This is a genomic window from Liquorilactobacillus satsumensis DSM 16230 = JCM 12392, assembly GCF_001435195.1.
GTDB classification, from domain to species: Bacteria; Bacillota; Bacilli; order Lactobacillales; family Lactobacillaceae; genus Liquorilactobacillus; species Liquorilactobacillus satsumensis.
The window spans coordinates 32845-55267 of sequence record NZ_AZFQ01000012.1 but is presented as its reverse complement, the minus strand read 5'-3'; the positions used below and the strand labels follow the sequence as shown (position 1 = coordinate 55267).

General features: G+C 40.4%; 24 protein-coding genes, 1 other RNA gene and 1 riboswitch. Of the genes, 22 read left to right on the top strand and 3 right to left on the bottom strand.

The genetic code is table 11. The annotated features are described in order from the left end of the window. Nucleotides 1-18: 18 nt before the first annotated feature. Nucleotides 19-252 carry a glutaredoxin-like protein NrdH gene (gene nrdH / locus FD50_RS01130; RefSeq protein ID WP_054757237.1) on the bottom strand — a complete coding sequence of 78 codons (234 nt, stop codon included), beginning with the start codon at nucleotides 250-252 and terminating at the stop codon, nucleotides 19-21. Nucleotides 253-447: 195 nt separating this feature from the next. Between nrdH and FD50_RS01125 the strand changes: the two genes are divergently transcribed. From FD50_RS01125 to tsaD, 17 genes are all read left to right on the top strand, one after another. After that, nucleotides 448-1050 (top strand): class I SAM-dependent methyltransferase, encoded by a 603-nt coding sequence (locus FD50_RS01125; RefSeq protein ID WP_056959669.1) that lies wholly within the window; start codon nucleotides 448-450, stop codon nucleotides 1048-1050. A gap of 21 nt (nucleotides 1051-1071) precedes the next feature. Then, on the top strand, nucleotides 1072-1563 hold the full coding sequence (gene tadA / locus FD50_RS01120; protein WP_228887834.1) for a tRNA adenosine(34) deaminase TadA: 492 nt from the start codon (nucleotides 1072-1074) through the stop codon (nucleotides 1561-1563). Nucleotides 1564-1604: 41 nt separating this feature from the next. Further along, an RNA gene (gene ffs / locus FD50_RS12405) (signal recognition particle sRNA small type) lies at nucleotides 1605-1691 on the top strand. A 73-nt stretch (nucleotides 1692-1764) separates the two neighbouring features. Continuing rightward, a complete protein-coding gene (gene dnaX / locus FD50_RS01115; protein ID WP_056959730.1) occupies nucleotides 1765-3492 on the top strand; it encodes a DNA polymerase III subunit gamma/tau in 1728 nt (575 codons plus the stop codon). 21 nt (nucleotides 3493-3513) lie between these two features. Next, a complete protein-coding gene (locus FD50_RS01110) occupies nucleotides 3514-3828 on the top strand; it encodes a YbaB/EbfC family nucleoid-associated protein (protein ID WP_054757239.1) in 315 nt (104 codons plus the stop codon). Nucleotides 3829-3861: 33 nt separating this feature from the next. Then, nucleotides 3862-4461, top strand: coding sequence for a recombination mediator RecR (gene recR / locus FD50_RS01105; RefSeq protein ID WP_056959728.1), 600 nt, complete (start codon nucleotides 3862-3864; stop codon nucleotides 4459-4461). Between the two features lie 23 nt (nucleotides 4462-4484). Next, the gene (locus tag FD50_RS01100) at nucleotides 4485-4724 is read left to right on the top strand and encodes a YaaL family protein (protein WP_056959667.1); all 240 of its coding nucleotides are present in this window, start codon (nucleotides 4485-4487) and stop codon (nucleotides 4722-4724) included. Between the two features lie 134 nt (nucleotides 4725-4858). Beyond that, complete coding sequence (tmk, locus tag FD50_RS01095) at nucleotides 4859-5497, top strand: dTMP kinase (protein ID WP_056959664.1); 639 nt, start codon at nucleotides 4859-4861, stop codon at nucleotides 5495-5497. A gap of 26 nt (nucleotides 5498-5523) precedes the next feature. Continuing rightward, nucleotides 5524-5853 carry a cyclic-di-AMP receptor gene (locus FD50_RS01090; RefSeq protein WP_054757243.1) on the top strand — a complete coding sequence of 110 codons (330 nt, stop codon included), beginning with the start codon at nucleotides 5524-5526 and terminating at the stop codon, nucleotides 5851-5853. A 10-nt stretch (nucleotides 5854-5863) separates the two neighbouring features. Continuing rightward, nucleotides 5864-6859 (top strand): DNA polymerase III subunit delta', encoded by a 996-nt coding sequence (gene holB, locus FD50_RS01085; RefSeq protein ID WP_056959662.1) that lies wholly within the window; start codon nucleotides 5864-5866, stop codon nucleotides 6857-6859. 21 nt (nucleotides 6860-6880) lie between these two features. After that, nucleotides 6881-7222 carry a DNA replication initiation control protein YabA gene (locus FD50_RS01080; protein ID WP_056959660.1) on the top strand — a complete coding sequence of 114 codons (342 nt, stop codon included), beginning with the start codon at nucleotides 6881-6883 and terminating at the stop codon, nucleotides 7220-7222. Beyond that, entirely contained in the window at nucleotides 7222-8130 is a 909-nt protein-coding gene (rsmI, locus tag FD50_RS01075; protein ID WP_056959658.1) for a 16S rRNA (cytidine(1402)-2'-O)-methyltransferase, read from the top strand. Before FD50_RS01080 ends, rsmI begins: the two co-directional genes overlap by 1 nt. Further along, the gene (locus FD50_RS01070) at nucleotides 8123-8872 is read left to right on the top strand and encodes an acyl-[acyl-carrier-protein] thioesterase (protein ID WP_056959657.1); all 750 of its coding nucleotides are present in this window, start codon (nucleotides 8123-8125) and stop codon (nucleotides 8870-8872) included. The genes rsmI and FD50_RS01070 overlap by 8 nt, the downstream gene beginning before the upstream one ends. Nucleotides 8873-8976: 104 nt before the next feature. Continuing rightward, nucleotides 8977-9072, top strand: a riboswitch (THF riboswitch). Between the two features lie 34 nt (nucleotides 9073-9106). Further along, nucleotides 9107-9631, top strand: coding sequence for a folate family ECF transporter S component (locus FD50_RS01065; protein WP_054757251.1), 525 nt, complete (start codon nucleotides 9107-9109; stop codon nucleotides 9629-9631). Between the two features lie 455 nt (nucleotides 9632-10086). Further along, on the top strand, nucleotides 10087-10809 hold the full coding sequence (gene tsaB, locus FD50_RS01060) for a tRNA (adenosine(37)-N6)-threonylcarbamoyltransferase complex dimerization subunit type 1 TsaB (RefSeq protein ID WP_056959655.1): 723 nt from the start codon (nucleotides 10087-10089) through the stop codon (nucleotides 10807-10809). Beyond that, nucleotides 10784-11380, top strand: coding sequence for a ribosomal protein S18-alanine N-acetyltransferase (rimI, locus tag FD50_RS01055; RefSeq protein ID WP_056959653.1), 597 nt, complete (start codon nucleotides 10784-10786; stop codon nucleotides 11378-11380). Before tsaB ends, rimI begins: the two co-directional genes overlap by 26 nt. Beyond that, a complete protein-coding gene (gene tsaD, locus FD50_RS01050) occupies nucleotides 11373-12413 on the top strand; it encodes a tRNA (adenosine(37)-N6)-threonylcarbamoyltransferase complex transferase subunit TsaD (RefSeq protein WP_056959651.1) in 1041 nt (346 codons plus the stop codon). Before rimI ends, tsaD begins: the two co-directional genes overlap by 8 nt. Nucleotides 12414-12901: 488 nt before the next feature. Here the strand turns inward: tsaD and FD50_RS01045 are convergent, their stop codons facing one another. Continuing rightward, nucleotides 12902-14842, bottom strand: coding sequence for an ABC-F family ATP-binding cassette domain-containing protein (locus FD50_RS01045; protein ID WP_056959649.1), 1941 nt, complete (start codon nucleotides 14840-14842; stop codon nucleotides 12902-12904). Nucleotides 14843-15068: 226 nt separating this feature from the next. On the opposite strand from FD50_RS01045, the gene FD50_RS01040 reads away from it, so the two are divergent. Then, complete coding sequence (locus FD50_RS01040; RefSeq protein WP_056959647.1) at nucleotides 15069-15722, top strand: redox-sensing transcriptional repressor Rex; 654 nt, start codon at nucleotides 15069-15071, stop codon at nucleotides 15720-15722. A gap of 264 nt (nucleotides 15723-15986) precedes the next feature. Here FD50_RS01040 and FD50_RS01035 read toward each other — a convergent pair whose 3' ends face one another. Next, nucleotides 15987-16622 (bottom strand): CPBP family intramembrane glutamic endopeptidase, encoded by a 636-nt coding sequence (locus FD50_RS01035; RefSeq protein WP_056959644.1) that lies wholly within the window; start codon nucleotides 16620-16622, stop codon nucleotides 15987-15989. A gap of 184 nt (nucleotides 16623-16806) precedes the next feature. On the opposite strand from FD50_RS01035, the gene groES reads away from it, so the two are divergent. From groES to FD50_RS01015, 4 genes are all read left to right on the top strand, one after another. Beyond that, nucleotides 16807-17091 carry a co-chaperone GroES gene (gene groES, locus FD50_RS01030; protein WP_054757258.1) on the top strand — a complete coding sequence of 95 codons (285 nt, stop codon included), beginning with the start codon at nucleotides 16807-16809 and terminating at the stop codon, nucleotides 17089-17091. 47 nt (nucleotides 17092-17138) lie between these two features. Continuing rightward, a complete protein-coding gene (gene groL / locus FD50_RS01025; protein WP_056959641.1) occupies nucleotides 17139-18767 on the top strand; it encodes a chaperonin GroEL in 1629 nt (542 codons plus the stop codon). A gap of 443 nt (nucleotides 18768-19210) precedes the next feature. Next, nucleotides 19211-21040: an APC family permease gene (locus FD50_RS01020; RefSeq protein ID WP_056959639.1), complete on the top strand. Its 1830-nt coding sequence runs from the start codon at nucleotides 19211-19213 to the stop codon at nucleotides 21038-21040. A gap of 138 nt (nucleotides 21041-21178) precedes the next feature. Then, the gene (locus FD50_RS01015; protein WP_056959637.1) at nucleotides 21179-22312 is read left to right on the top strand and encodes a glycosyltransferase family 4 protein; all 1134 of its coding nucleotides are present in this window, start codon (nucleotides 21179-21181) and stop codon (nucleotides 22310-22312) included. Nucleotides 22313-22423: the final 111 nt, after the last annotated feature.

Below are 22423 nucleotides of genomic sequence, written 5' to 3'. Positions count from 1 at the left end.
GCTCAACCCCAAACGATTTTAAAAATTAGCAACTAAGTTTTTTAAAAGATCGGGACGAAAGCCATTGATAATTGGAGCATCATTTTTTTCGATCACAGGAACAGAGCGAAATCCTTTTTCTTTCAGATAAGTAATGTACTGTGGTTCGCTGCTGACATTATGCTCCTCAAAGGAAATATGGTGTTCTGTTAGAAACTTTTTTGTCATCTTACATTGGATACAGTTGTTTTTTGTATAAATTGATAATTTCATAGTTGGCACCTCGCGTTAATATGTTGTATGCTTAGTATACATCATTTGACGAATTAATCAAGAAGCAAACACCATATATGGTATTTGCTTCTTTTAATGGTATACGATATATAGTATTTTTTGGAAATACCGCAAGCTTAACACGCCTAGGCTTCAGCTTGCGTAGGAATTTAAAGTAGGATATGAGGTTGAAAAATGACAAATTATTATTATTCCAAAAATCCAGATGTAGTTCATCAAGAAAGCAGCTGGGATTTTACGTTATTGGGGCAACCAATGCATTTTGTAACCGATAATGGTGTTTTTTCCAAAAGAACGGTTGATTTTGGTTCACGGGTTCTTTTGGAAAATCTTCCCTTAACGACCTTGATTGATGGCCCAATCTTGGACGTGGGCTGTGGGTATGGGCCCTTAGGGTTAGCGGTCGCTAAAAGCGAATCCCAAAGACAAGTGGACCTGGTTGATGTAAATGAACTTGCTTTACAGTTGGCACATAAAAATGCGGCTTCTAATCAGGTAGACAATGTTAATATTTGGGAATCAGATCTTTATACTGCAGTGACTGAAACTGCTTATGCGTTGATCCTTTCAAATCCACCTATTAGAGCAGGCAAACAAGTTGTCCACCAAATCTTGACGGGTGCAAAAGCACATTTGAAAGAGGGCGGGAAATTGGTGATTGTGATTCAAAAAAAGCAAGGAGCTCCTTCAGCACGTCAAAAAATGGAAACAACCTTTGGCAACTGCCGAGTAGTTGCCAAAGACAAGGGATATTTTGTGCTTGAAAGTACCAAGTAAAATGCTGGAGGAGGTCCGTCTGTGGAACTAGATGCACAACAAAAAATAAAATTTATGCAAGAGGCACTTTATGAAGCACAAAAGGCAGCTGCAATTGCGGAAGTTCCAATTGGGTGTGTAATTGTGTCGAATGGTAAAATAATTGGACGCGGACATAATCTACGTGAGCATAGTCAAGACGTCACAATGCATGCTGAGATGATTGCCTTACAAGAAGCCAATGCGGCCGTTAAAAGTTGGCGTTTACCGGACGCACAACTTTTTGTAACCTTAGAACCATGTCCAATGTGTAGTGGTGCAATCATAAATGCACGGATTAAAGAGACTTATTACGGAGCACCTGATCCTAAGGCGGGTGCGGCCGGGTCTTTATTGAACTTGCTAGAAGATCAACGGTTTAATCATCAAGTAAAAGTAGAGCGCGGGTTATTGGCAGCCGAGTCCAGTGCGCTGCTTAAGAGCTTTTTTAGAGAGATTCGACAGAAAAGAAAAAAATCCAAACGTGAAGACTAGCATTTTTATTACATTTCATGTATTATAGATAGTGCCGCAAGGCCTTGGGACAATGTCGTCCTTGTGAACTGTGTCAGGTCCGGAAGGAAGCAGCACTAAACTTGGTACGGCATGTGTCTCAAGTTAATATGACAAGTTACCTCCCGATCATAGCGGTCGGGAGCTTTTTTTAAAATGAGGCAAGATAAAGGAAGTGTTGAAATGGGATATCAAGCTCTCTACCGTGTCTGGCGACCACAGCGTTTTGCTGATTTAGTGGGCCAGGAAATGATCACGAAGACCTTGCAAAATGCGATCGTGACTGGGCAGACGAGTCACGCATATCTTTTTACCGGTCCTCGTGGTACAGGGAAAACATCCGCTGCCAAAATTTTTGCTAAGGCACTTAATTGCCATGCACGCAAAGATGGCGAACCTTGTAATCAGTGTGAAATCTGCCAGGCAATCACTGCTGGCAGACTAAACGATGTCATTGAAATTGATGCAGCTTCAAACAATAGTGTAGATGAAGTCCGAGAGATTCGCGATAAGGTTAAATATGCGCCTACCGTAGCTGATTATAAAGTTTATATTATCGATGAAGTGCATATGCTTTCAACCGGGGCATTTAATGCACTGCTGAAAACCCTTGAAGAGCCACCGACCAATGTTGTCTTTATTCTCGCTACTACAGAGCCCCATAAAATTCCAGCAACAATTATTTCACGCACGCAGCGGTTTGATTTTCGTAGAATCAGTAACCGGGATCTTTTTGCCAGAATGAAATACATCTTAGAACATAAAAGTTTCAGTTATGAAGAAGATGCGCTCCAAGTGATTGCACAAGCAGCTGCCGGAGGAATGCGGGATGCACTCAGTATTTTGGATCAAGTTCTTTCCTTTGGAGACGATACTGTCACGTTGAAAAATGCATTGTTGGTGACTGGGAGTATTACGCAAGAGAAACTTTATCAGTACTTAGAGCTGGTATTTACACATCAACCTGCAAAGGCGCTCGATAAGCTGCATGTTTTATTGGAAGAAGGGACCGACGCTAACCGGTTAGTGGAGGCGACAATTAAATATTGTCGTGATTTGCTAATGTATCAGACGGCTCCTGAAATTCTTGAAAAAGAAGGCCTAGGGAAAGTCAATGAGAACTTGAAAAAGCTTGCTGTTGAACTGACACCGGCCGAATTGTACGCTGCAATCGATATTTTGAACAAAGAACAGCAGACAATGCGTTTAACCAGCCATACCGATATTTGTCTAGAAGTTTTGACAGTTAAATTGGCACAACAAAAGAGCAAAGAAAAGCCTGCTATTCCACAAGCAGCGAACGGTGAATTAAGTACTTTAAAGAAAGAAATCAAAGACTTACGCCGGACAGTTGACGAATTGCAGCAAACCAAAGGGCAGGCAGGGTCTGCTCAACAGCCGTTGGCACATAAAAAAAAGGCGACCGCTGCTTCTAAAGGGAAAATGGTAATTAACCTAAAGAAAATTTATCCAATTTTAAGCACTGCAACACGCGATAATTTGATACAATTAAAAGATGTATGGGTGGACTTGATGAGCATGCTTTCAGTAACACAACGAGCAATTATGAATGTCAGTCAGCCAGTCGCGGCAAGCTCAGCTGGGGTAATTATTAGTTTTCGCTATGATTTTCTTTGTGAAAAAGCCAGTCAGGATGCAGAGCTAAAAGACGAACTTGCAGCTGATTTGGAAAAATTAGCAGGCAGTCAGTATGAATTAGTCTTTATCCCTAATGAACGCTGGCCTGAAATCCGGAAACAATTTTTACGTGAGCATGGGACTGAACTTGAAAAGGATCAGGCACAAGAACAAAAACAGGCTGAAAAAAATCAGGATGAACAGCTTGTTAAACAAGCTGTTCATATCTTTGGTGAAAATGTGACTAAAATTGTAGATGTTAAAGAGGATTAACTAAGAAAGGATCTTGATAATATGATGCGTGGAATGGGAAATATGCAAGGTATGATGAAACAAATGCAAAAGATGCAAAAGAACATGAAGAAGGATCAAGAAGAACTAGAAAGCCAAGAATTTATAGGTAAAGCGGCTGATGAGGCGGTTGTGGTTAAATTTACTGGGAAAAAAGAAATGACTGATATTCAAATTAAACCAGAGGCGGTCGATCCAGATGACATTGACATGTTGCAGGATTTAGTGATTATGGCCGTCAACGACGCGATCACACAAATTGAGCAAGAAACCCACAAAAAAATGGGCAAGTATACCCAAAATATTCCTGGATTTTAGCTCTAGTTTAGAACTTACGAGAGGGATGTCATGATGCAGTATCCAGAACCGATCGCCAAGTTGATCGACAGTTATATGAAATTACCAGGAATTGGAGAAAAGACAGCAACACGTTTAGCTTTTTTCACAATTGATATGCAACAAGAAGACGTTGTTGGTTTTTCCAAAGCTCTTTTAGCAGCAAAGCGTGATTTGCGTTATTGCAGTATTTGCGGAAACATTACTGAAAGCGATCCTTGCGTGATTTGTGCTGATAAAGCTCGAGACCAAGCTAAAATTATTGTGGTTGAACAACCTAAAGATGTAATGTCACTGGAAAGAATGCGCGAGTACCATGGCCTTTACCACGTGCTTCATGGAGTCCTTTCACCAATGGAGGGGAAAGGTCCTGAGGATATTAACATTGCCAGTTTGCTACGTCGCTTGCAGCATAATTCTGAAATCAACGAAGTCATTATTGCAACCAATGCTACGCCTGAAGGTGAGGCAACTGCAATGTATATTTCACGCTTAATCAAGCCAGCAGCTATTAAAGTGACCCGCTTGGCTCACGGATTAGCTGTTGGAAGCGACATTGAATACGCTGACGAGATGACTCTCTTTAAAGCAATCGAAGGTCGGCAAGAAATCTGAACTCACTAAAGAGGAGTGATTGTGTGTTTGGCAAGAAAAAGAAAAGGCTCAAAGTAATTTTCGACGAGAAATTGTTGAGTGCAATTGATATTGCAGCTGCTGAATGGGAGCATGCCAAGCAAACACAAGTGGCTGTACGTGAAGAGGATAATGAATTGAGCGCACAGACTAAATTGGCGGAAGCAAAGTACACTTTTTTGTACATGGAGGCCCGCAGGCGAAGAGTCAGAGGTCATCTGCAATCTTCAATAATTGAGCACTGAAATTTTTCAGTGTAATCATTCAGCAAGGACCGATCATGGCAAGCAACATTTTGATCTGTCCTGTTTTTTTATTGTTAGACACTGGAACACTAGTAAAGTAGAATAAAAGAGTACAGGTGAAAGAGGTTATTTAAGTGGCGGGAAAGTTTATAACTTTTGAAGGTCCAGATGGGTCAGGGAAAACAAGTGTATTGAAAGAAATTGCAGCCAGACTTACACAAAAAGGAACTGTTGAGTATCTCCTAACACGTGAGCCAGGCGGTAATCGCATCGCAGAAAAGATCAGAGGAATTATTTTAGACAAACAGCTGGGAGAAATGGATGCACGGACAGAAGCATTACTTTATGCTGCCGCGCGGAGACAGCATCTTGTCGAAACGGTCCTTCCTGCACTTAAGGCTGATAAGCTTGTTCTTTGTGATCGTTATGTGGACAGTTCAATTGTTTATCAAGGTGCTGGTCGCGGATTGGGTGAAGCTGCGGTAGCACACATGAATGAGTTTGCAACTAATGGATTATTACCGGAGTTAACGCTTTACTTCGATGTTTCGCCTGAGATTGGGTTAAAAAGAATCGCACGTTTTCGCAGCAATGAGGTTAATCGTTTAGATAAAGAATCATTAACTTTTCATGAAACTGTACATGCGGCATATTTGCGAATGGCAAAGGCCGAAAAAAGAATCGTTACAATTGATGCAAGTCAGCCGTTTAAGAATGTTGTGAGTGCAGCTTTGCAGCAACTCAATAAGGCGCTGCCAGGTTTGTTTGATTAATTTTGTTAAAAATGGAGGGAAACAAGATGAAAATGATCATTGCAATTGTGCAGGACAAAGATAGTAACCGTCTTAGCAATCAATTTATTGAAGAAAATATTCGCGCCACAAAGTTGTCGACGACAGGTGGGTTTTTAAAATCAGGGAATACGACATTTATGATTGGGATTGAGGACGAACGGGTCCACGATGTACTGGAGTTAATTAAGGAAACTTCGCGTACACGGAAGCAATTCATGACACCTCCAATTAACTTGGATGCTTCGATGGATTCATCAGCAGCTTATCCGGTAGAAGTTCAAGTTGGCGGAGCAACTGTTTTCGTCTTGCCAATTGATTCATTTCAACAATTCTAGGATGAGCTAAATGACTGCTACTAATAAAGTAAAAAATTTGCAACCGCGACTGATGAATTACTTTGCAAAATTGGTTGCTACTAAAAAACTTGCACATGCATATCTCTTTGCTGGTCCTGAGGGTGCAGGGAAACGGGAACTTGCTGTCTGGATTGCACAAGGGATTTATTGTGAGCATGCGGCAGCGGGGCGTCCGTGTCTTGAATGCTCTGAGTGTCATCGAATTGCCGCTGGAAACCAGCCGGATGTGGTATATGTCGCACCTGATGGACTTTCAATTAAGGTTGAACAAATCCGGTTTTTAAAGGACGAGTTTAGCAAAAGTGGTGTAGAAAGCAATAAAAAAGTGTTTATTATTGAAAATGCCGAAAAAATGACGGTCAGTGCTGCAAACAGTCTGCTTAAATTTTTGGAGGAACCAAGCGGACAGGTTGTGGCGTTTTTACTAACGACGCAACCTGCTGCACTTTTGCCAACGATTGTATCACGATGTCAGCTTTTTGAACTGCAACCCCTAAGTGCCAGGCAGCTAACAGCTTTGTTGGAAGCAGAGAATGTCCCTAGGGAAAAAGCTGTTTTGCTTGGAAGGTTGACCAATAGCTTAGAACGTGCGCGTCAACTCGCACAAGCACCGGTCTTTGATAAGCTGAGTGGGAGTGTTTGCCAATGGTATTTACATATATTGCAAAATGATTGGCGTTGCTTTGTGGAAGTCCAAACCAAGTTGATGGCAGAGGTCACGAATAAAGAAGATGAAAAGATTTTACTAGACCTGCTTTTACTTTTGGGAAAAGATTCACTAGAATTAACTAATGGTGAAAAAGAAAGTGCATTTAAAAAATATCAAACTCGTTTTGCAGAACAGCTCGCGGGAATTTCAAGCGCGCGAGTCGCTGAAGGAACAGAGCTTTTTTTACAAACTTTATATCTTTTGCGGATCAATGTGTCTTTTCAAAATACAATTGAAGCATTGACGCTGAAGCTTTGTCGGTGCTATCACGGATAACGGATAAATGAAGGTGATTTTTTGAACAAGCGGGAATTATACGATGGTTTTGCACAGATGGGAGCCGAAGCTCAAAAGATGCTTGAGCGTATTGAGGCGATCAAAGTAGAGATGACACGGGTAATTGAACGAAATGCAGAGCTTGAGACTGAGAATCAGCATTTACGTGCACATCTGCAGGAACTTGAACAACAAAAACAAAGCAATGGGCAAGCAGAATTGTCAAAATCGAAAAAAAATTTAGAGATGCTGTATGAAGAAGGATTTCACGTATGTAATGTGGATAATATGTACGGGACACGCAGAATTAACGATGAACCGTGTGTTTTTTGTCAAGATGTCATTTATGGGGAGAGACGCTGATGGCTTTTGAAAAAATGAGTAGTTTTCAACAAGCCGAAACTAAAGGGGCACTTTATCTAGTACCTACACCAATCGGTAATTTAGAGGATATGACGATCCGGGCCGTTAAGGTGCTGCAGGAAGTGGATTTGATTGCTGCAGAAGATACCCGAAATACCCAAAAACTGCTGAATCATTTTGAGATTAAGACTCCACAGATCAGCTTTCATGAACACAACACGCAAGAAAGAATTCCGATACTTTTGCGTAAGTTACAGGATGGACAAAAGATCGCGCAGGTTAGTGATGCGGGAATGCCTTCAATTAGCGACCCAGGGCATGAATTGGTGGTGGCAAGTCTTGCTCAAAAAATTCCTGTTATTCCGCTGCCTGGGCCAAATGCGGGACTTACAGCGTTGATTGCTTCGGGAATTGCACCTCAGCCTTTTTTGTTTGTAGGGTTTCTTGCGCGGAAAAAAAAGGAAAAAGAAGCGCAATTGGAGGCTTTGTCTAAAAAAACTGAAACAGTGATTCTTTACGAGGCACCACATAGGTTAAAAAAGACGCTTAAAGCTTTAGCCGCCTCTTTTGGGGGAAAAAGGCAAATTGTTTTATGTCGGGAACTCACTAAAAAATTTGAAGAATTTTTGCGTGGAACCTTAGATGAAGCCTTGGCGTGGGCAGAAAGTGAGCAAATCAGAGGCGAATTTTGTCTGATTATTGCAGGTAATCAGCAGGTGCAACAACCCGCTTCACCTGAGTCGATCCTGCCTTTGGCTGATCAAGTTGAGTTATTGATTGCTACCCAAGGCTATAAACCTAATGAAGCAATTAAAACGGTTGCTAAGAAGAACGGGCTGAAGAGACAGAGTGTTTATAACAGCTTTCATCACATTGAAGCTGAACAAGGAGGGCAAGCGCGTGACTGAAGGAGTATTTAGTGAAAAGCATCAAGTGTTATTCTATGAAACGGATCGAACTAAAGAGACAACAGTCGGGATGCTTGTAAATATTTTGATGTTGGCTTCGCAGGACCAGAGTATTGCATTGGGGTTGACGGAAGAAAAGATCAACGCCCTTGGATATGGCTGGGTAATTACGCAACATCTGATTGAAATTGTGCGGATGCCAAAATATGGGGAACAGATTACAATTTTCACAAAAGCTGATTCTTATAACCGCTATTTTTGTTACCGTGATTTCTGGATTGAATCACAACAAGGAGAGCGACTAGCCAAAATGCATAGTGTGTTTGTTTTGATGGACCAACAGAAAAGAAAGATCGCACGTGTGTTAGATGAACTGATTGATCCTTATAATTGTGAGTACTCTGCAAAAGTAGAGCGGATGCCAGATCCTAAGCGCTTAGCGCAAGGAAGACAATTGCCAGCTAAACAGTATCGCGTGCGCTTTATGGATATTGACTCTAATCAGCATGTTAACAATGTACATTACTTTGACTGGATGATTGATGGTCTCAGTGAAGACTTCTTATTAAGGCATAAGCTGCTTAAAATGAATATCAAGTATAAACGTGAAGTTCATTATGGCGAAATGGTCGAAAGTGCGACTGAAATTGATGAAGCCAAACTTGAATCTTTCCATGTGATCAAAACAGTTCAAGGCGAAAGTTGTCGTGCACGCTGTCTTTGGCAAAAAAGAACCATGTGAATGGCGGGCATGAGCGTTACTAGCAGTGATTATAAAAAATTTAGGTAAAGAAGCTTCTCCGCCCTTGGAGTGTGGTATAATGAATGGGCATGTAATTATGCAAATTCGGGGTAGGAAATAAGGCGTTAAGTGCTGGAAGGACGGAATGTGTCTTCTGGACGAAAGTGGAGACCTGCGATCTTATTTCCGCATTCGCCGCATCTTTTTGTGGCAACTCCAAAAGGGAGATGTCTTATGAATAGTTTTGTTGCACGTTTGACAACACGCAAATTATCTTTGCTGGGTTTTTTGATTGCATTGGATATTGTGGTTGCCAAGTTTTTGTCATTTGGTATTTGGTCAGTGAGGGTCAGTTTAACCTTCGTGGTCGTTTTTTTTATGGCTTTGTGGTTTGGCCCGTTACTTGCTGGGATTGCTGCTGGGTGTGCTGATATTGTGGGTACCCTCATCTTCGGCGGAATCGGTGGTTATTTCTTTGGTTTTACAATCTCTGCGTTTGTAGGAGCTTTTGTGTACGGTATCTTTTTTTATCAGCATAAACCACAGTTATGGCGGATCATCGTAGCAGTTTTGATTAATGTTTTGTTGATTGATGCGTGCTTGAATACGTTTTGGTTAATGGAGTTGTATCATGCTTCTTTTTGGGCACTTTTTCCGACACGCATTGTTAAGGAGTTAATTATGATCCCGTTGCAAGTAGTGTTACTTTACTTTGTGAGTCATAATAGAACTTTACAAAGTTTGGAAAAGAGAATTTAATTGAGCTGTTAAGGTTCTAATGCACAACATGAATGTGTGCAGCAATTTTTTTGAATACTAAGATTACTCAGCCAAGGGGACTGTGACAAAAGTTAAATTTTGTCACAGCCCCTCTTTTATTCCGTATAAACGTGTTCCATAAGTCAAAATTCTCCATCTGACTTTCCAATTACTCATAGCAAAGTACTCGCTATGTTCGTAATTTCGAGTTAGCACTCAAATTTTCCCGACTTATGTCACACTCCCTTGTTCATTTGAATAAGGTGGTCATACTTAGCAATTTTGGATAATCAGGCTCGCATTAGGCGTAACTTTGAATCCGATTTGCTTTGTAACGCAAGACTTAACTCGTGGAGGTTGGGGGGACTTCTCTTTAAAATACGGGCGCATTCTTAACCCAAATGTGGTAGTATTATTGTTGGAATCGGACTAAGAATTGGAGCGGAATTAAAGAAATGAAAATATTAGCCATTGATACTTCGAATCAGCCGTTAAGCTTAGCGCTACTTGAAGATGAGCGGTTATTGGCGACGATGACAACAAATCATTCTAAGAATCACAGTGTAGCTTTGATGCCACAAATTGCTGCACTTTTGAAAAGTGTTGCGCTTGAACCTACAGAGATTGATCGAATTGCAGTTGCTCAGGGACCAGGTTCGTACACAGGTCTTAGAATTGGGGTCACAACAGCTAAGACACTTGCTTTTACTCTGAATAAAGAGTTGGTAGGAATTTCAAGCTTAGCAGTTTTAGCAGGAGCAGTGCATGTTGCGGAAACGGTGATTGTTCCTCTTTTTGATGCACGGCGGGGAAATGTTTTTGCTGGAATTTATCAAGAAAAAGAAGGGATCCTAACATCCTTGGTTGCTGATCGCCATCTTGGACTGAGTGAATTATGTCTAAAGTTACAAAAATATCCCCATATCGTTTTTGTGGGGAATGATAGTCAACAATTTGCACAGCAGTTTAAACATGCATTCAAGCCGCAACAAGTTAGTTTTGCACATCCTGAGTTGAATTATCCTCAAGCGTACATTCTTGGATTATTAGCTTTGCGTCAAAAACCAGCAGAAATTCAAAATTTTATTCCAAAATATCTGCGTTTAACACAAGCAGAAGCACAGTGGAAGAAAAAACATCAGGGGACTTTAGATGGACCGCTTGTTGAAAAAATTTAAGAAAATGCAGCTTTGGCTGCAAAAGCATCGAATCAAAAAAGATGAATTAGAATTTGCTAATCTGCGGGTTGAGATTAATGGTGAAAATTATTTGCTTTGCAGGGCACTAGTCCCTGACATTCCTGAAATGTATGCACTTCAACGACAGGTTTATCCACAAGATGCCTCCTGGGATCCGACAGTCTTTGAGAGCGAGTTGCAGGATCAGGCGCATAAAATATATTTTATTTTGCGCTACAATGATCAGTTGGTAGCTTTTATTGGTGGGACCTTTGCAGTTAGGAGTAAGGACGTTCATATTACAAATGTGGCTGTTATGCCTTTATTTCAGGAACGTGGCCTAGGCAGTTTTTTATTGAAAAAAATGATTGCATATGCAGCACAGCATTCTTTTAAAACAATTACTTTAGAGGCGCGTCTAAGCAATGTTCGTGCACAGAGGCTCTATGCTGCATTAGGATTCAAAAATAATGGGTTAACGAAAAATTATTATCAATCAAATCGAGAAGACGCAATCAATATGAAGTATGTGATCAAAAAAGAAAAAAGGGAAAGTAAAGAAAATGAATAGTCTTAAAAGAGAACTGATCTTGGCTTTTGAAACCAGCTGCGATGAAACCAGTGTAGCAGTTGTAGAAAACGGGGAGAAAATTCTTGCAAACGTAGTTGCTACCCAAATAAAGAGTCATAAACGTTTTGGCGGCGTCGTGCCGGAAGTGGCTAGCCGACATCACATAGAACAAATTACACTTTGTTTGCAAGATGCTCTTGCTGAGGCTGCAGTTACCTATGAGGAACTTGATGCAGTGGCTGTAACATATGGACCAGGGTTAGTTGGTGCGCTTTTAGTTGGTGTTGCGGCAGCAAAGGCTGTTGCTTTTGCACATAATTTGCCGTTGATTCCAGTTAATCATATGGCGGGTCATATCTATGCAGCACGTTTCGTTACTCCGCTTGAATTTCCAGCGATGGCACTGCTTGTTTCCGGAGGTCATACTGAACTTGTTTATTTACCTGAACCTAATCGTTACGAGATCGTGGGAGAAACGCGTGATGACGCTGCGGGGGAAGCTTATGATAAGATCGGTCGGGTGCTGGGACTATCATATCCTGCGGGTAAGGAGATTGACGCACTAGCACACGCAGGAAAAGATTCCTTCAAATTTCCACGAGCAATGTTGCATGAAGAAAATTATGATTTTAGTTTCAGCGGGCTAAAAAGTGCATTTATTAACACAGTTCATCATGCACAACAAGTTGGAGAAGAACTTAACAAAAATGATTTAGCTGCGAGTTTCCAACAAAGTGTAATCGATGTGCTAGTCGCTAAGACAATTAGGGCGTTGCACGCTTTTCCAGTGAAACAGTTAATTCTTGCAGGCGGGGTGGCAGCTAATCGGGGATTACGGCAGGCGCTCGCACAACGTTTGACGCGCTTAGATGAAGTTGAATTTGTGAAGGCTCCACTTACTCTTTGCGGTGACAATGCTGCAATGATTGGAGCTGCAGGTTATGTGGCTTGGAAAAATGATGTTAGAGCTCAACTTGACCTTAACGCAGAACCGAGTCTTGAGTTCCCATGGGTAAAAGGTGCATTGAAATAGGCCGCAACTATCTAGAACTAATAGCGTAGAAGATCCTTGAGAGAGTGTGACATAAGTCGGGAAAATTTGAGTACTAACTCGAAATTACGAACATAGCGAATACTTTGCTATGAGTAATTCGAGGTTAGACGGAGGATTTTGACTTATGGAACACGTTTATCCAGAATAAAAGAGGGGCTGTGACAAAATTTAAATTTTGTCACAGCCCCTTTAGTCTAGCATGATTAAAGTGCACTAAAATTTTTGTAACAGTTTACACAAGCGGGTTAAGGGGCCAACAGATGCTTGATTTAGAAAGCTAAAGCTGTCTATTGGTGCCGCCACCAAGTGTGCATGAATCTGAAAATTGTTTTTGGGGTGTAAATAAAAAGGATCCAATTCAAAAAACTGAATTTAATCAGAGTTTTAAACTGCATCTTTTAGTTTAAAGTATTTTTACTAAATCCGTTGGAATAGTCAGCAACAAGAGAACTGCGAGTTTAATTAAGTTAGAGCTCTTCATTTTCCAGACTTTTATGCTCCCACTGCTGTTCCAATTGGTCCTGAATATCTTGGGCTTTTTTTAGTTGTTGTTGCAAGGTTTTACTTTTAGCAGGATCTTTATAGTTTTCAGGCAGAGTCATCTGGGTCTGGATCTGTTCAATTTCTGTAGCCTTGTCTTCGAGTTCTTGTTCGAGCAGCGCGATTTCACGTGTGAGTTTGCGTTTCTTTTTTTGCAGCTCTTTGCTTTGGAGATAATTTTGCTGAGTTTCTTTTACAGTTTGTTTTCCCAAAGCAGTGCTGGGGACTGCCTGGTCATCTGCCAGTGCTTGTTCCTCTTCTTTTTTATCTAGGTAATAATCGTAATCACCTAAGTATAATTTGCTGCCGGCAGATGATAACTCAAGAATTGAACTGGCAAGTTTGTTGATAAAATAACGATCATGAGAAATAAAGAGGACGGTTCCATCAAAGTTTTGCAGTGCTTCTTCTAGAACTTCTTTGCTTTCGATGTCTAGGTGGTTGGTAGGTTCATCGAAAATCAAAAAATTATCGTGCTCAAAAGCCAATTTTGTAAGCAGTAAACGCGCCTTCTCGCCGCCAGAAAGATTATGAACCAATTTTTTCACATCGTCGCCTGAAAAAAGGAAGCTACCTAAAATTGAACGAATTTCGCCTTCAGGAGTTGTAGGATGATCGTCCCATAACTCCTGCAGTACGGTTTTGCTGGAGTGCAGTCTTTTTAATTCTTGGTCGTAGTAACCGACATCTACATTTGTACCAAAACGAACCTCACCAGAAAGTAATTGGATTTTTCCAAGAAGGCTTTTAAGAAGAGTGGATTTTCCCACTCCATTTGGTCCAATAATTGCCATTAGTTGGTGCTTTCTGAGATCAAGGTTAATCGGGCCCGCAAGTGGTTGTGAATTGTAACCAATGTATGCAGCGGTGACATTTAACACTAAGTTGCCGCTTTGCCTGGCAGGCGTGAATTGAAAACGAGGTCCCTTGGCTGCAAGTGTAGGTTTTTCAAGGCGTGTTATTTTTTCAAGCTGTTTGCGCCGGCTTTGTGCACGTTTAGTAGTAGAGGCACGGACAATATTACGTGCAACGAAGTCCTCTAATTTTTCAATTTCTACTTGCTGTTTTTCATACTGTTTGAGTTGTTGTTGGTAACGCGCTTTTTTTTCATCAATGTAAGCCGAGTAATTTCCTGGATAATGTTCTGTTCCAGTAGGCGTTAGTTCATAGACTTCATGCGCCACTTTATCAAGAAAATAGCGGTCATGTGAGATGAGCAACAGGGCACCTGAATAAGTTTGCAGATAATTTTCAAGCCAGCTCAAAGTCTCAATGTCCAAGTGATTGGTAGGTTCATCCAGAATTAGTAAATCTCTTTTTTCGAGTAAGAGCTTTGCTAGCGCCAAACGTGTTTTCTGTCCACCAGAAAGAGTTGCAACCTGGCGCTTATAATCTTCTTCAAAAAAATGAAAACCATGCAAGACAGAGCGAATTTCGGATTCATAACCATACCCGTTGGCTTCTTTGAAGTCATGTTGGAGTTGATCATACTTCTTTAGTAGGTGCTGATAAGCAGCACTTTTTGTGCTAGTCGCAGTTGCAGCAATTTCTGCTTCGATTTGATGGAGCTCATTTTCCATGTGACGTAAATTTTTAAAGACTGTCAACATTTCAGCATAAATTGTATTTGAAGTTTCTAAACCAGTATCTTGTGCAAGATATCCCAGTGTGAGCCCCTTATTTTTACTAATTTGTCCTTGATCAGGACTTTGTTGTCCGACAATCATTTTCACAAGCGTCGATTTTCCCACACCGTTGTGACCTACAAGTGCGATGCGCGCATTTTCCTGGACGTCCAGATTAACATGTTCAAAGAGGACGTCACTTCCAAAAAAGCGTGCGACCTGTTGTACCTGTAATAAAATCATGGTTGTTTCTCCACCTCTTTAAAAATTGATTAAGTAAAAGTCCGATTGAGCAAAGTAGCTTGAAACATTCTTTATTGCACGAAAACATAATTTAGTGTAGCATAGTCACGGTAAAAAGTAGTGCACAAGCTACTCACTTGTGAAGTTGACTAATAATTATTTTCACAAATTTGTGCTATACTACAATTATGAAAATCTTTTTATTGTTTATGAAAGGAGCAGTGCAATGGCAACATCGAAGATTCCACACGCAACGGCAAAGAGACTGCCTATTTATTACCGCTATCTTCATTTTTTGGCTGATGCTGGCAAACAAAGAGTTTCCTCTACTGAACTTGCTGACGCAGTCAAAGTCGATTCAGCGACTATTCGTCGTGATTTTTCCTATTTTGGTGCTTTGGGGAAGCGCGGTTACGGCTATGAAGTAGAAAGTCTGCTTGCTTTTTTTAGAAAAACATTGAAACAAGATAAGTTGACCAATGTTGCCTTAATTGGAGTAGGTAACTTGGGACATGCTTTATTGAATTATAATTTCCATCAGAGCAACAACGTCAGAATCAGTGCAGCATTTGATATCAATGAAGATATCACTGGGACAATCCAAAGTGGTGTTCCAATCTATCATATGAACGACATGAAGGAGCAGTTGACTGTCCAGCAAATTGAAATTATCATTTTGACTGTACCCTCAAATGTTGCCCAAGAAGTTACTAATGAATTAGTAGAAGTTGGGATAAAAGGTATCCTGAATTTTACACCACTGAGAATAACGGTTCCGAATTCTGTCAGAGTTCAAAATGTTGATCTGACTAATGAATTGCAAACATTGATTTATTTCCTTGATAAATTTGGCAAGGATGATGAAACACCTGCTGAGTAGCCTAGTTACATATTGCGCAGACTGAGAAGGGCAGTTACTTGTACATGTTGTCGCATGTTACAAGCTAAAGCCTAATAAAGTAAGTGCATGTACGGTCACCTGATTACTAGGTTAGTTGTGACTAAAACCAGCTAAGTACGTTGATTCGTAGCTTCTCAGATAAAGCTAAGGGACTGGACCAAGCATTAATTTTGGCCAGTCCCTTAGCTTTTTGTGTTTTGTAAGGGTCTCAGAATCTATGCTACTTACATGATTCTGAAGGTGTCAAATTACAAATTGCAAGACGATTATGATCGCGTTCATCAGAATGTGAGCAGTCATGGACGTCAACAATCTGCCGGTTTTACGGTAGAGATAACAAAAAAATAATCCAAGTAGCGCATAGGTTAAAAAATGGCCATCAGCATGTGCAATACTGAAAAGAATACTTGAGATCAGCGCAGCTCCAATGGGAGGAATTAATGTGCCTAAATTGCCAAAAAGCACTTTACGAAACACAAATTCTTCCATCAAGGGGGCAGCCCCAACAAGATAGACGAGATAAAAAGGGTACCGGCGCATAATTGCAAGTGCTTCCGCCGTATTTTGCGATGAAACTGACTGACCTAAAATACCCGTTTCAACGATTAAAGAAAAGTGCTGTAAGACAAGGGCAACAATAGCACCGCCAATACCCCAAAGTAAGCTTCTAAAAACGGTCGTTGTTTTCTTTTCCAAGTTGTTTTTGTAGGCATTTTTTTTATTAAGATAAAACATGGTAGCTACTCCAAGTAAACTGCAACACAAGGTTGCATAAAATAAAAGTGTATTATTTTTAACAATTAAAAAAAGGATACTTGGGAACAACATCACGGTAGCATATGTAAGCAGTAATCCAAACGAATTTTTTTTAATTTCCATTGACGATACTCCTATCAAAAGCTTCTTGTAGTCAGTATAACATAAAAAAACTAGCGCTTAGCACTTGCGACATAAGAGTGACAAAACTCTTGCAATTAATTTGTAAATTGATTATAGTAATAAATGTGGTTAGCACTTAGAGATATAGAGTGCTAAAAGCATAACAATATTGGAGGGATAGATAGTGCTTAAGCCTTTAGGAGATCGAGTTATTTTAGAAGTTCAGAAAGAAGAAGAACAGACTGTTGGTGGAATTGTAATCGCAAATAATGCGAAAGAAAAACCACAAACAGGCAAAATTGTCGCAGTCGGAAGCGGCCGTGTCTTAGACAATGGTGAGAAGGTTGGATTGTCAGTCAAAGTAGGCGAAACCGTTTTGTTTGACAAGTATGCTGGCACAGAGGTCAAATACGATGAAAAGCCGTATTTGGTTGTCCATGAGAAAGATATTGTTGCAATCGTAGACTAATGCTCTTTTTACTTATTGAACTATTCTAATTATGAGGTGAATAATTAATGGCAAAAGAAATTAAGTTTTCAGAAGATGCGCGTTCAAAGATGCTTGCTGGTGTAGACCAACTAGCTAATACTGTCAAATCAACACTTGGGCCAAAGGGAAGAAACGTTGTATTGGAACAGTCTTACGGTTCTCCTACGATCACAAATGATGGTGTGACAATTGCTAAGGCGATTGAACTCGAGGATCATTTTGAAAATATGGGTGCTAAACTTGTTTCAGAAGTTGCTTCAAAGACAAATGATATTGCTGGTGATGGTACAACAACTGCAACAGTTTTAACACAGGCAATTGTAACTGAAGGAATGAAGAATGTGACAGCTGGTGCTAACCCTGTAGGTATTCGCCGTGGGATTGAATTGGCAACCAAAAAAGCTGTCGATGCTTTACATGAAATGTCGCATAAAGTCGAATCCAAGAGTGATATTGCGCAAGTTGCTGCAATTTCCTCTTCAAATGAAGAAACTGGCAAATTAATTGCTGATGCAATGGAAAAAGTTGGCAATGATGGCGTTATCACGATTGAAGAATCAAAGGGAATCGATACTTCATTAGACGTCGTAGAAGGAATGCAGTTTGATCGTGGTTATCTTTCACAGTACATGGTGACAGATAATGATAAGATGGAAGCAGATCTTGACAATCCTTATGTTTTGGTAACAGATAAGAAGATTTCTAACATTCAAGAAGTCTTGAACTTGTTACAATCAATCGTTGAACAAGGTCGTCCTTTACTGATTATTGCAGATGATGTTGATGGCGAGGCTTTACCAACACTTGTTTTGAACAAGATTCGTGGCACGTTTAATGTCGTCGCAGTAAAGGCTCCTGGTTTTGGTGATCGTCGTAAAGAAATGCTGCAAGACATTGCAACCTTGACAGGTGCAACAGTTATTACTGATGACCTTGGCCTACAATTGAAGGACACCAAGATCGAACAATTGGGTTCTGCAGGTAAGATCACAGTTACAAAAGAAAAGACTACTATTGTAGAAGGCGCTGGAGATAAAGCAGCGATTGCTGAAAGAGTAAATACCATCAAGAAACAAATTGCCGAGACAACTTCAGATTTTGATCGCGAGAAGTTGCAAGAACGTTTGGCTAAGTTAGCTGGTGGTGTTGCAGTTATTAAAGTTGGTGCTGCAACTGAAACAGAACTTAAAGAACGCAAATATCGGATTGAAGATGCCTTGAACGCTACACGTGCTGCTGTCGAAGAAGGCTTTGTTCCTGGTGGTGGAACAGCCTTGGTAAACGTAATCAGCCAAGTTGCTTCGATCAAGGAAACTGGCGATGTTGCAACTGGTGTTAACATTGTTAAGCGCGCGTTAGAAGAACCAGTGCGGCAAATTGCTGAAAATGCAGGGCTTGAAGGCTCAGTGATTGTCGAAAAATTAAAGTCACAAAAGCCAGGTGTAGGTTACAATGCGTCTGCTAATAACTGGGTAGATATGGTTGCAGCTGGAATTGTTGATCCTACAAAGGTAACACGTTCAGCACTTCAAAATGCTGCGAGTGTTTCAGCTTTGTTGTTGACAACAGAAGCAGTTGTAGCTGAAGTTCCAGAACCTGAAAAACAAGCTCCAGCAGCTCCTGCACCAGGTGCTGGCATGGGCGGTATGATGTAATTTAAGCCACTTACTAAAAGATGGTCAAATAGAGAGTGTGACATAAGTCGGGAAAATTTTGAGTGCTAACTCGAAATTACGAACATAGCGAGTACTTTGCTATGAGTAATTCGAGGTTAGACGGAGAACTTTGACTTATGGAACACGTTTATCCGGAATAAAAGCGGGGCTGTGACAAAAGTTAAATTTTGTCACAGCCCCGCTTTTATTTTATAAGCTGCAAATTAATTTGCACCGATAGTCAAACTTACCTCTTTTTTATGCGTATTTTTGATTAGTGTACTGAAGGTTTGACAAAAGGGGGTGCAACTCTAAATGAAATGTGATAAATTGATTTAATAAGGACTGGGCTTGCGAAGAAAGTGAGCAGCTCATCTCCTTTATTTATTTTTTAGAACAAGGATTTATTATACGTATTATGTACACAAAGGAGAAATTGAAAAATGTGGCGTTATTTGAAACGGTTGCTGATTGGCAAACCGTTAAAGACAACAGATGAGGGTGGACAGCAACTAACAAAATTTAAAGCTCTAGCCTTGCTTTCTTCGGATGCTTTGTCATCTGTTGCTTATGGAACTGAGCAAATCACAGCTGTTTTGGTGGTGCTATCCGCAGCAGCTACGTGGTACGCACTCCCAGCGGCTGGGATTGTACTTATTCTCCTGTTTGCGATTACGATGTCTTATCGCCAGATTATTCATGCCTATCCTTCAGGGGGTGGAGCCTATGTTGTGGCAACTAAGAACTGGGGGACAGGGACAGGCTTGGTTGCAGGCGGTTCATTGTTGGTTGATTATATGCTGACTGTTGCTGTATCAGTAACATCTGGAACAGAAGCAATCACCTCTGCGGTTCCTTTTTTACGGGAATATAGTGTTGCCATTTCAATTGTCATCGTTTTATTTATCATGACATTGAATTTACGTGGAATGCGTGAATCTGCATCATTTCTCACAGTTCCGGTTTATTTATTCATTGTCATGTTAGTGATGATGATCAGTTGGGGATTGTTTAATATTGCAACTGGTAGAGTGCAATATAATGCCGCAGCACCGGTTGGCAGTTTTGTTCCTGGAATGTCATTGCTATTATTTCTAAAGGCTTTTTCGGCAGGTTCTTCTTCCCTAACCGGTGTTGAAGCAATCAGTAACGCAGTGCCTAACTTTAAAAAACCAAAACGCAAGAATGCTGCCAACACACTCGCTTTGATGGCAGTTTTGTTAGGATTATTCTTTGCGTCTGTAACTTTTCTAAGCTATTATTTGGGTGTGATGCCTAACAATGATGAAACGGTGTTGTCTCAGATTGGGATGGCAGTCTTTGGTCATGGAATTTTATATTATTTGCTGCAATTAGCAACAGCGATGATTCTGGCTGTAGCAGCTAACACTGGTTTTTCGGCGTTTCCCATTTTGGCATATAATTTGGCAAAGGATAAGTTCATGCCGCATATGTTTATGGATCGAGGGGACCGGCTTGCATATTCAAATGGGATTATCTCATTAGCAGTGGGTGCAATTGTTTTAATTTCAATTTTTCATGGACAAACCAGCAGATTGATTCCACTGTATGCGGTCGGCGTCTTCGTTCCGTTTACGTTGTCGCAATCTGGGATGATTATTCACTGGTTCCGAACTCGTGATCGCAATTGGATTCTCAATTCGCTGGTCAACTTGTTAGGGACTGTGATTTCTTTTTTGCTAGTCGTATTTCTCTTTTTGCTGCATTTTGATACCGTCTGGCCTTATTTATTGATAATGCCGGTGTTGCTCTATGCATTTTATAAAATTCATGAACATTACGGAATTGTTGCTGCACAGTTGCGTTTAAGTGAAGAGGCAGAACTGCATGATTATGCTGGATCAACGGTAATTGTACTTGTCAGTTCAGTGACGCATGTTACGACAGGGGCAATTAATTATGCACGTTCAATTGGCGACTATGTAATTGCAATGCACGTGTCGTTCGATGAGAATCCGAAGAAAGAGCATGAAACGGCCAAAGAATTTAAGGAATCATTTCCAGATGTGCGGTTTGTTGATCTCCATTCTTCATATCGTTCGGTACCAGCACCTGTGCTGCGTTTTTGTGATGTAATGGCAAAAAATTCTGCACAAAAGAATTTTACGACGACTGTTTTGGTACCACAGTTTGTACCACGAAAGCCGTGGCAAAACATTTTGCATAATCAGACAAGTCTGCGTTTACGGGCTGCATTGAACTCGCGCGAGAATATCATTGTTGCAACTTATAGTTATCATCTGAAAAAGTAGTTAGTTTCTAAGCAGTGTGATTAAATCTCGATACAAAAGTAGCTAGGATTTATGGTATAATAAATACCAATTAGTGCAGAAATGATCTAAAGTTTTAAGCTCTTCTTTGGATGATTACTAAAAGAAAGAGGACGGCGTATGTATAGAATTGTTGCGTCTTTATTTGTGACAATGGTTTTATCCTTTCTCTTAACGCCATTAGTTCGCAAATTGGCGGTTAAGATTGGAGCGGTCGATAGTCCCAATGCGAGACGCGTCAATAAGATCCCAATGCCAACAATGGGTGGTTTGGCGATTTTTGTGGCGTTTAACATCTCATGTTTTTTTTTAATGAAGCAACAGTATCCCGCACACCAGCTCTGGACCCTTTTTATTGCTGAGTGTGTTGTGATTGCAACGGGGGTTCTAGATGATGTCTTTGAACTAACTCCTAAGCAGAAATTGTCAGGGATCACGTTAGCTGGACTGATCGTTTTTTTCTTTGCGAAAGTCAGAATGACGACACTCACGCTCCCTTTTTTGGGCACGCTCAATCTTGGATTATTGAGTTTACCAATCACATTATTGTGGATTCTAGCAATTACTAACGCTGTTAATTTAATCGACGGGTTAGATGGTTTAGCAACCGGTGTCTCGATTATCGCGCTCTTTACCAGTGGATTAACTGGCTTTTTCTTTTTAAATGTAACGAGTACATTTGTTTCAATTTGGATCTTCACGCTGGTGGCTGCCTTACTTGGCTTCCTGCCATTTAATTTTCATCCGGCTAGCATCTATTTAGGAGATACTGGTGCGTTATTTATTGGATTTATGATTTCAGTTTTTTCGCTGTACGGGCTTAAAAATGCGACCTTTATTACGATTGTAATTCCTGTGATTATTCTTGGTGTTCCAATTACAGACACAGTATATGCAATTCTAAGGCGCTTTTTGAATAAGAAGCCAATTTCTCAGGCTGATAAGCATCACTTACATCATCGTTTGATGGAAATGGGATTATCGCATACCCAAACCGTCTTAGTAATTTATGGAATTGCGTTAATCTTTTCGTGTATTTCCTTACTGTATCCGATCTCCAATGTGTTGGGGTCAGTTTTACTGACAGTTGCGACTTTGTTTGGGCTTGAGCTTTTTGTGGAGTCGATTGGACTTGTAGGTTCTCAACGTAAACCGCTACTGAATTGGATCAGCAAGATTGTGGGAGAAAAAAAGCAGGAATTGTTGGCAGCTGAAAAGAAACGTAAACAAGAAAAAAACAAGAAAAAAAAATAAACACATTCAAATTTTAGGAGAATTTGGGTTGTTGGATTTGACTATTAGAAAGTTGTGTCTGGGGCTCAAAACCGAATATTTGAAATGTGCTAATTAATACTTTAGGTCAAA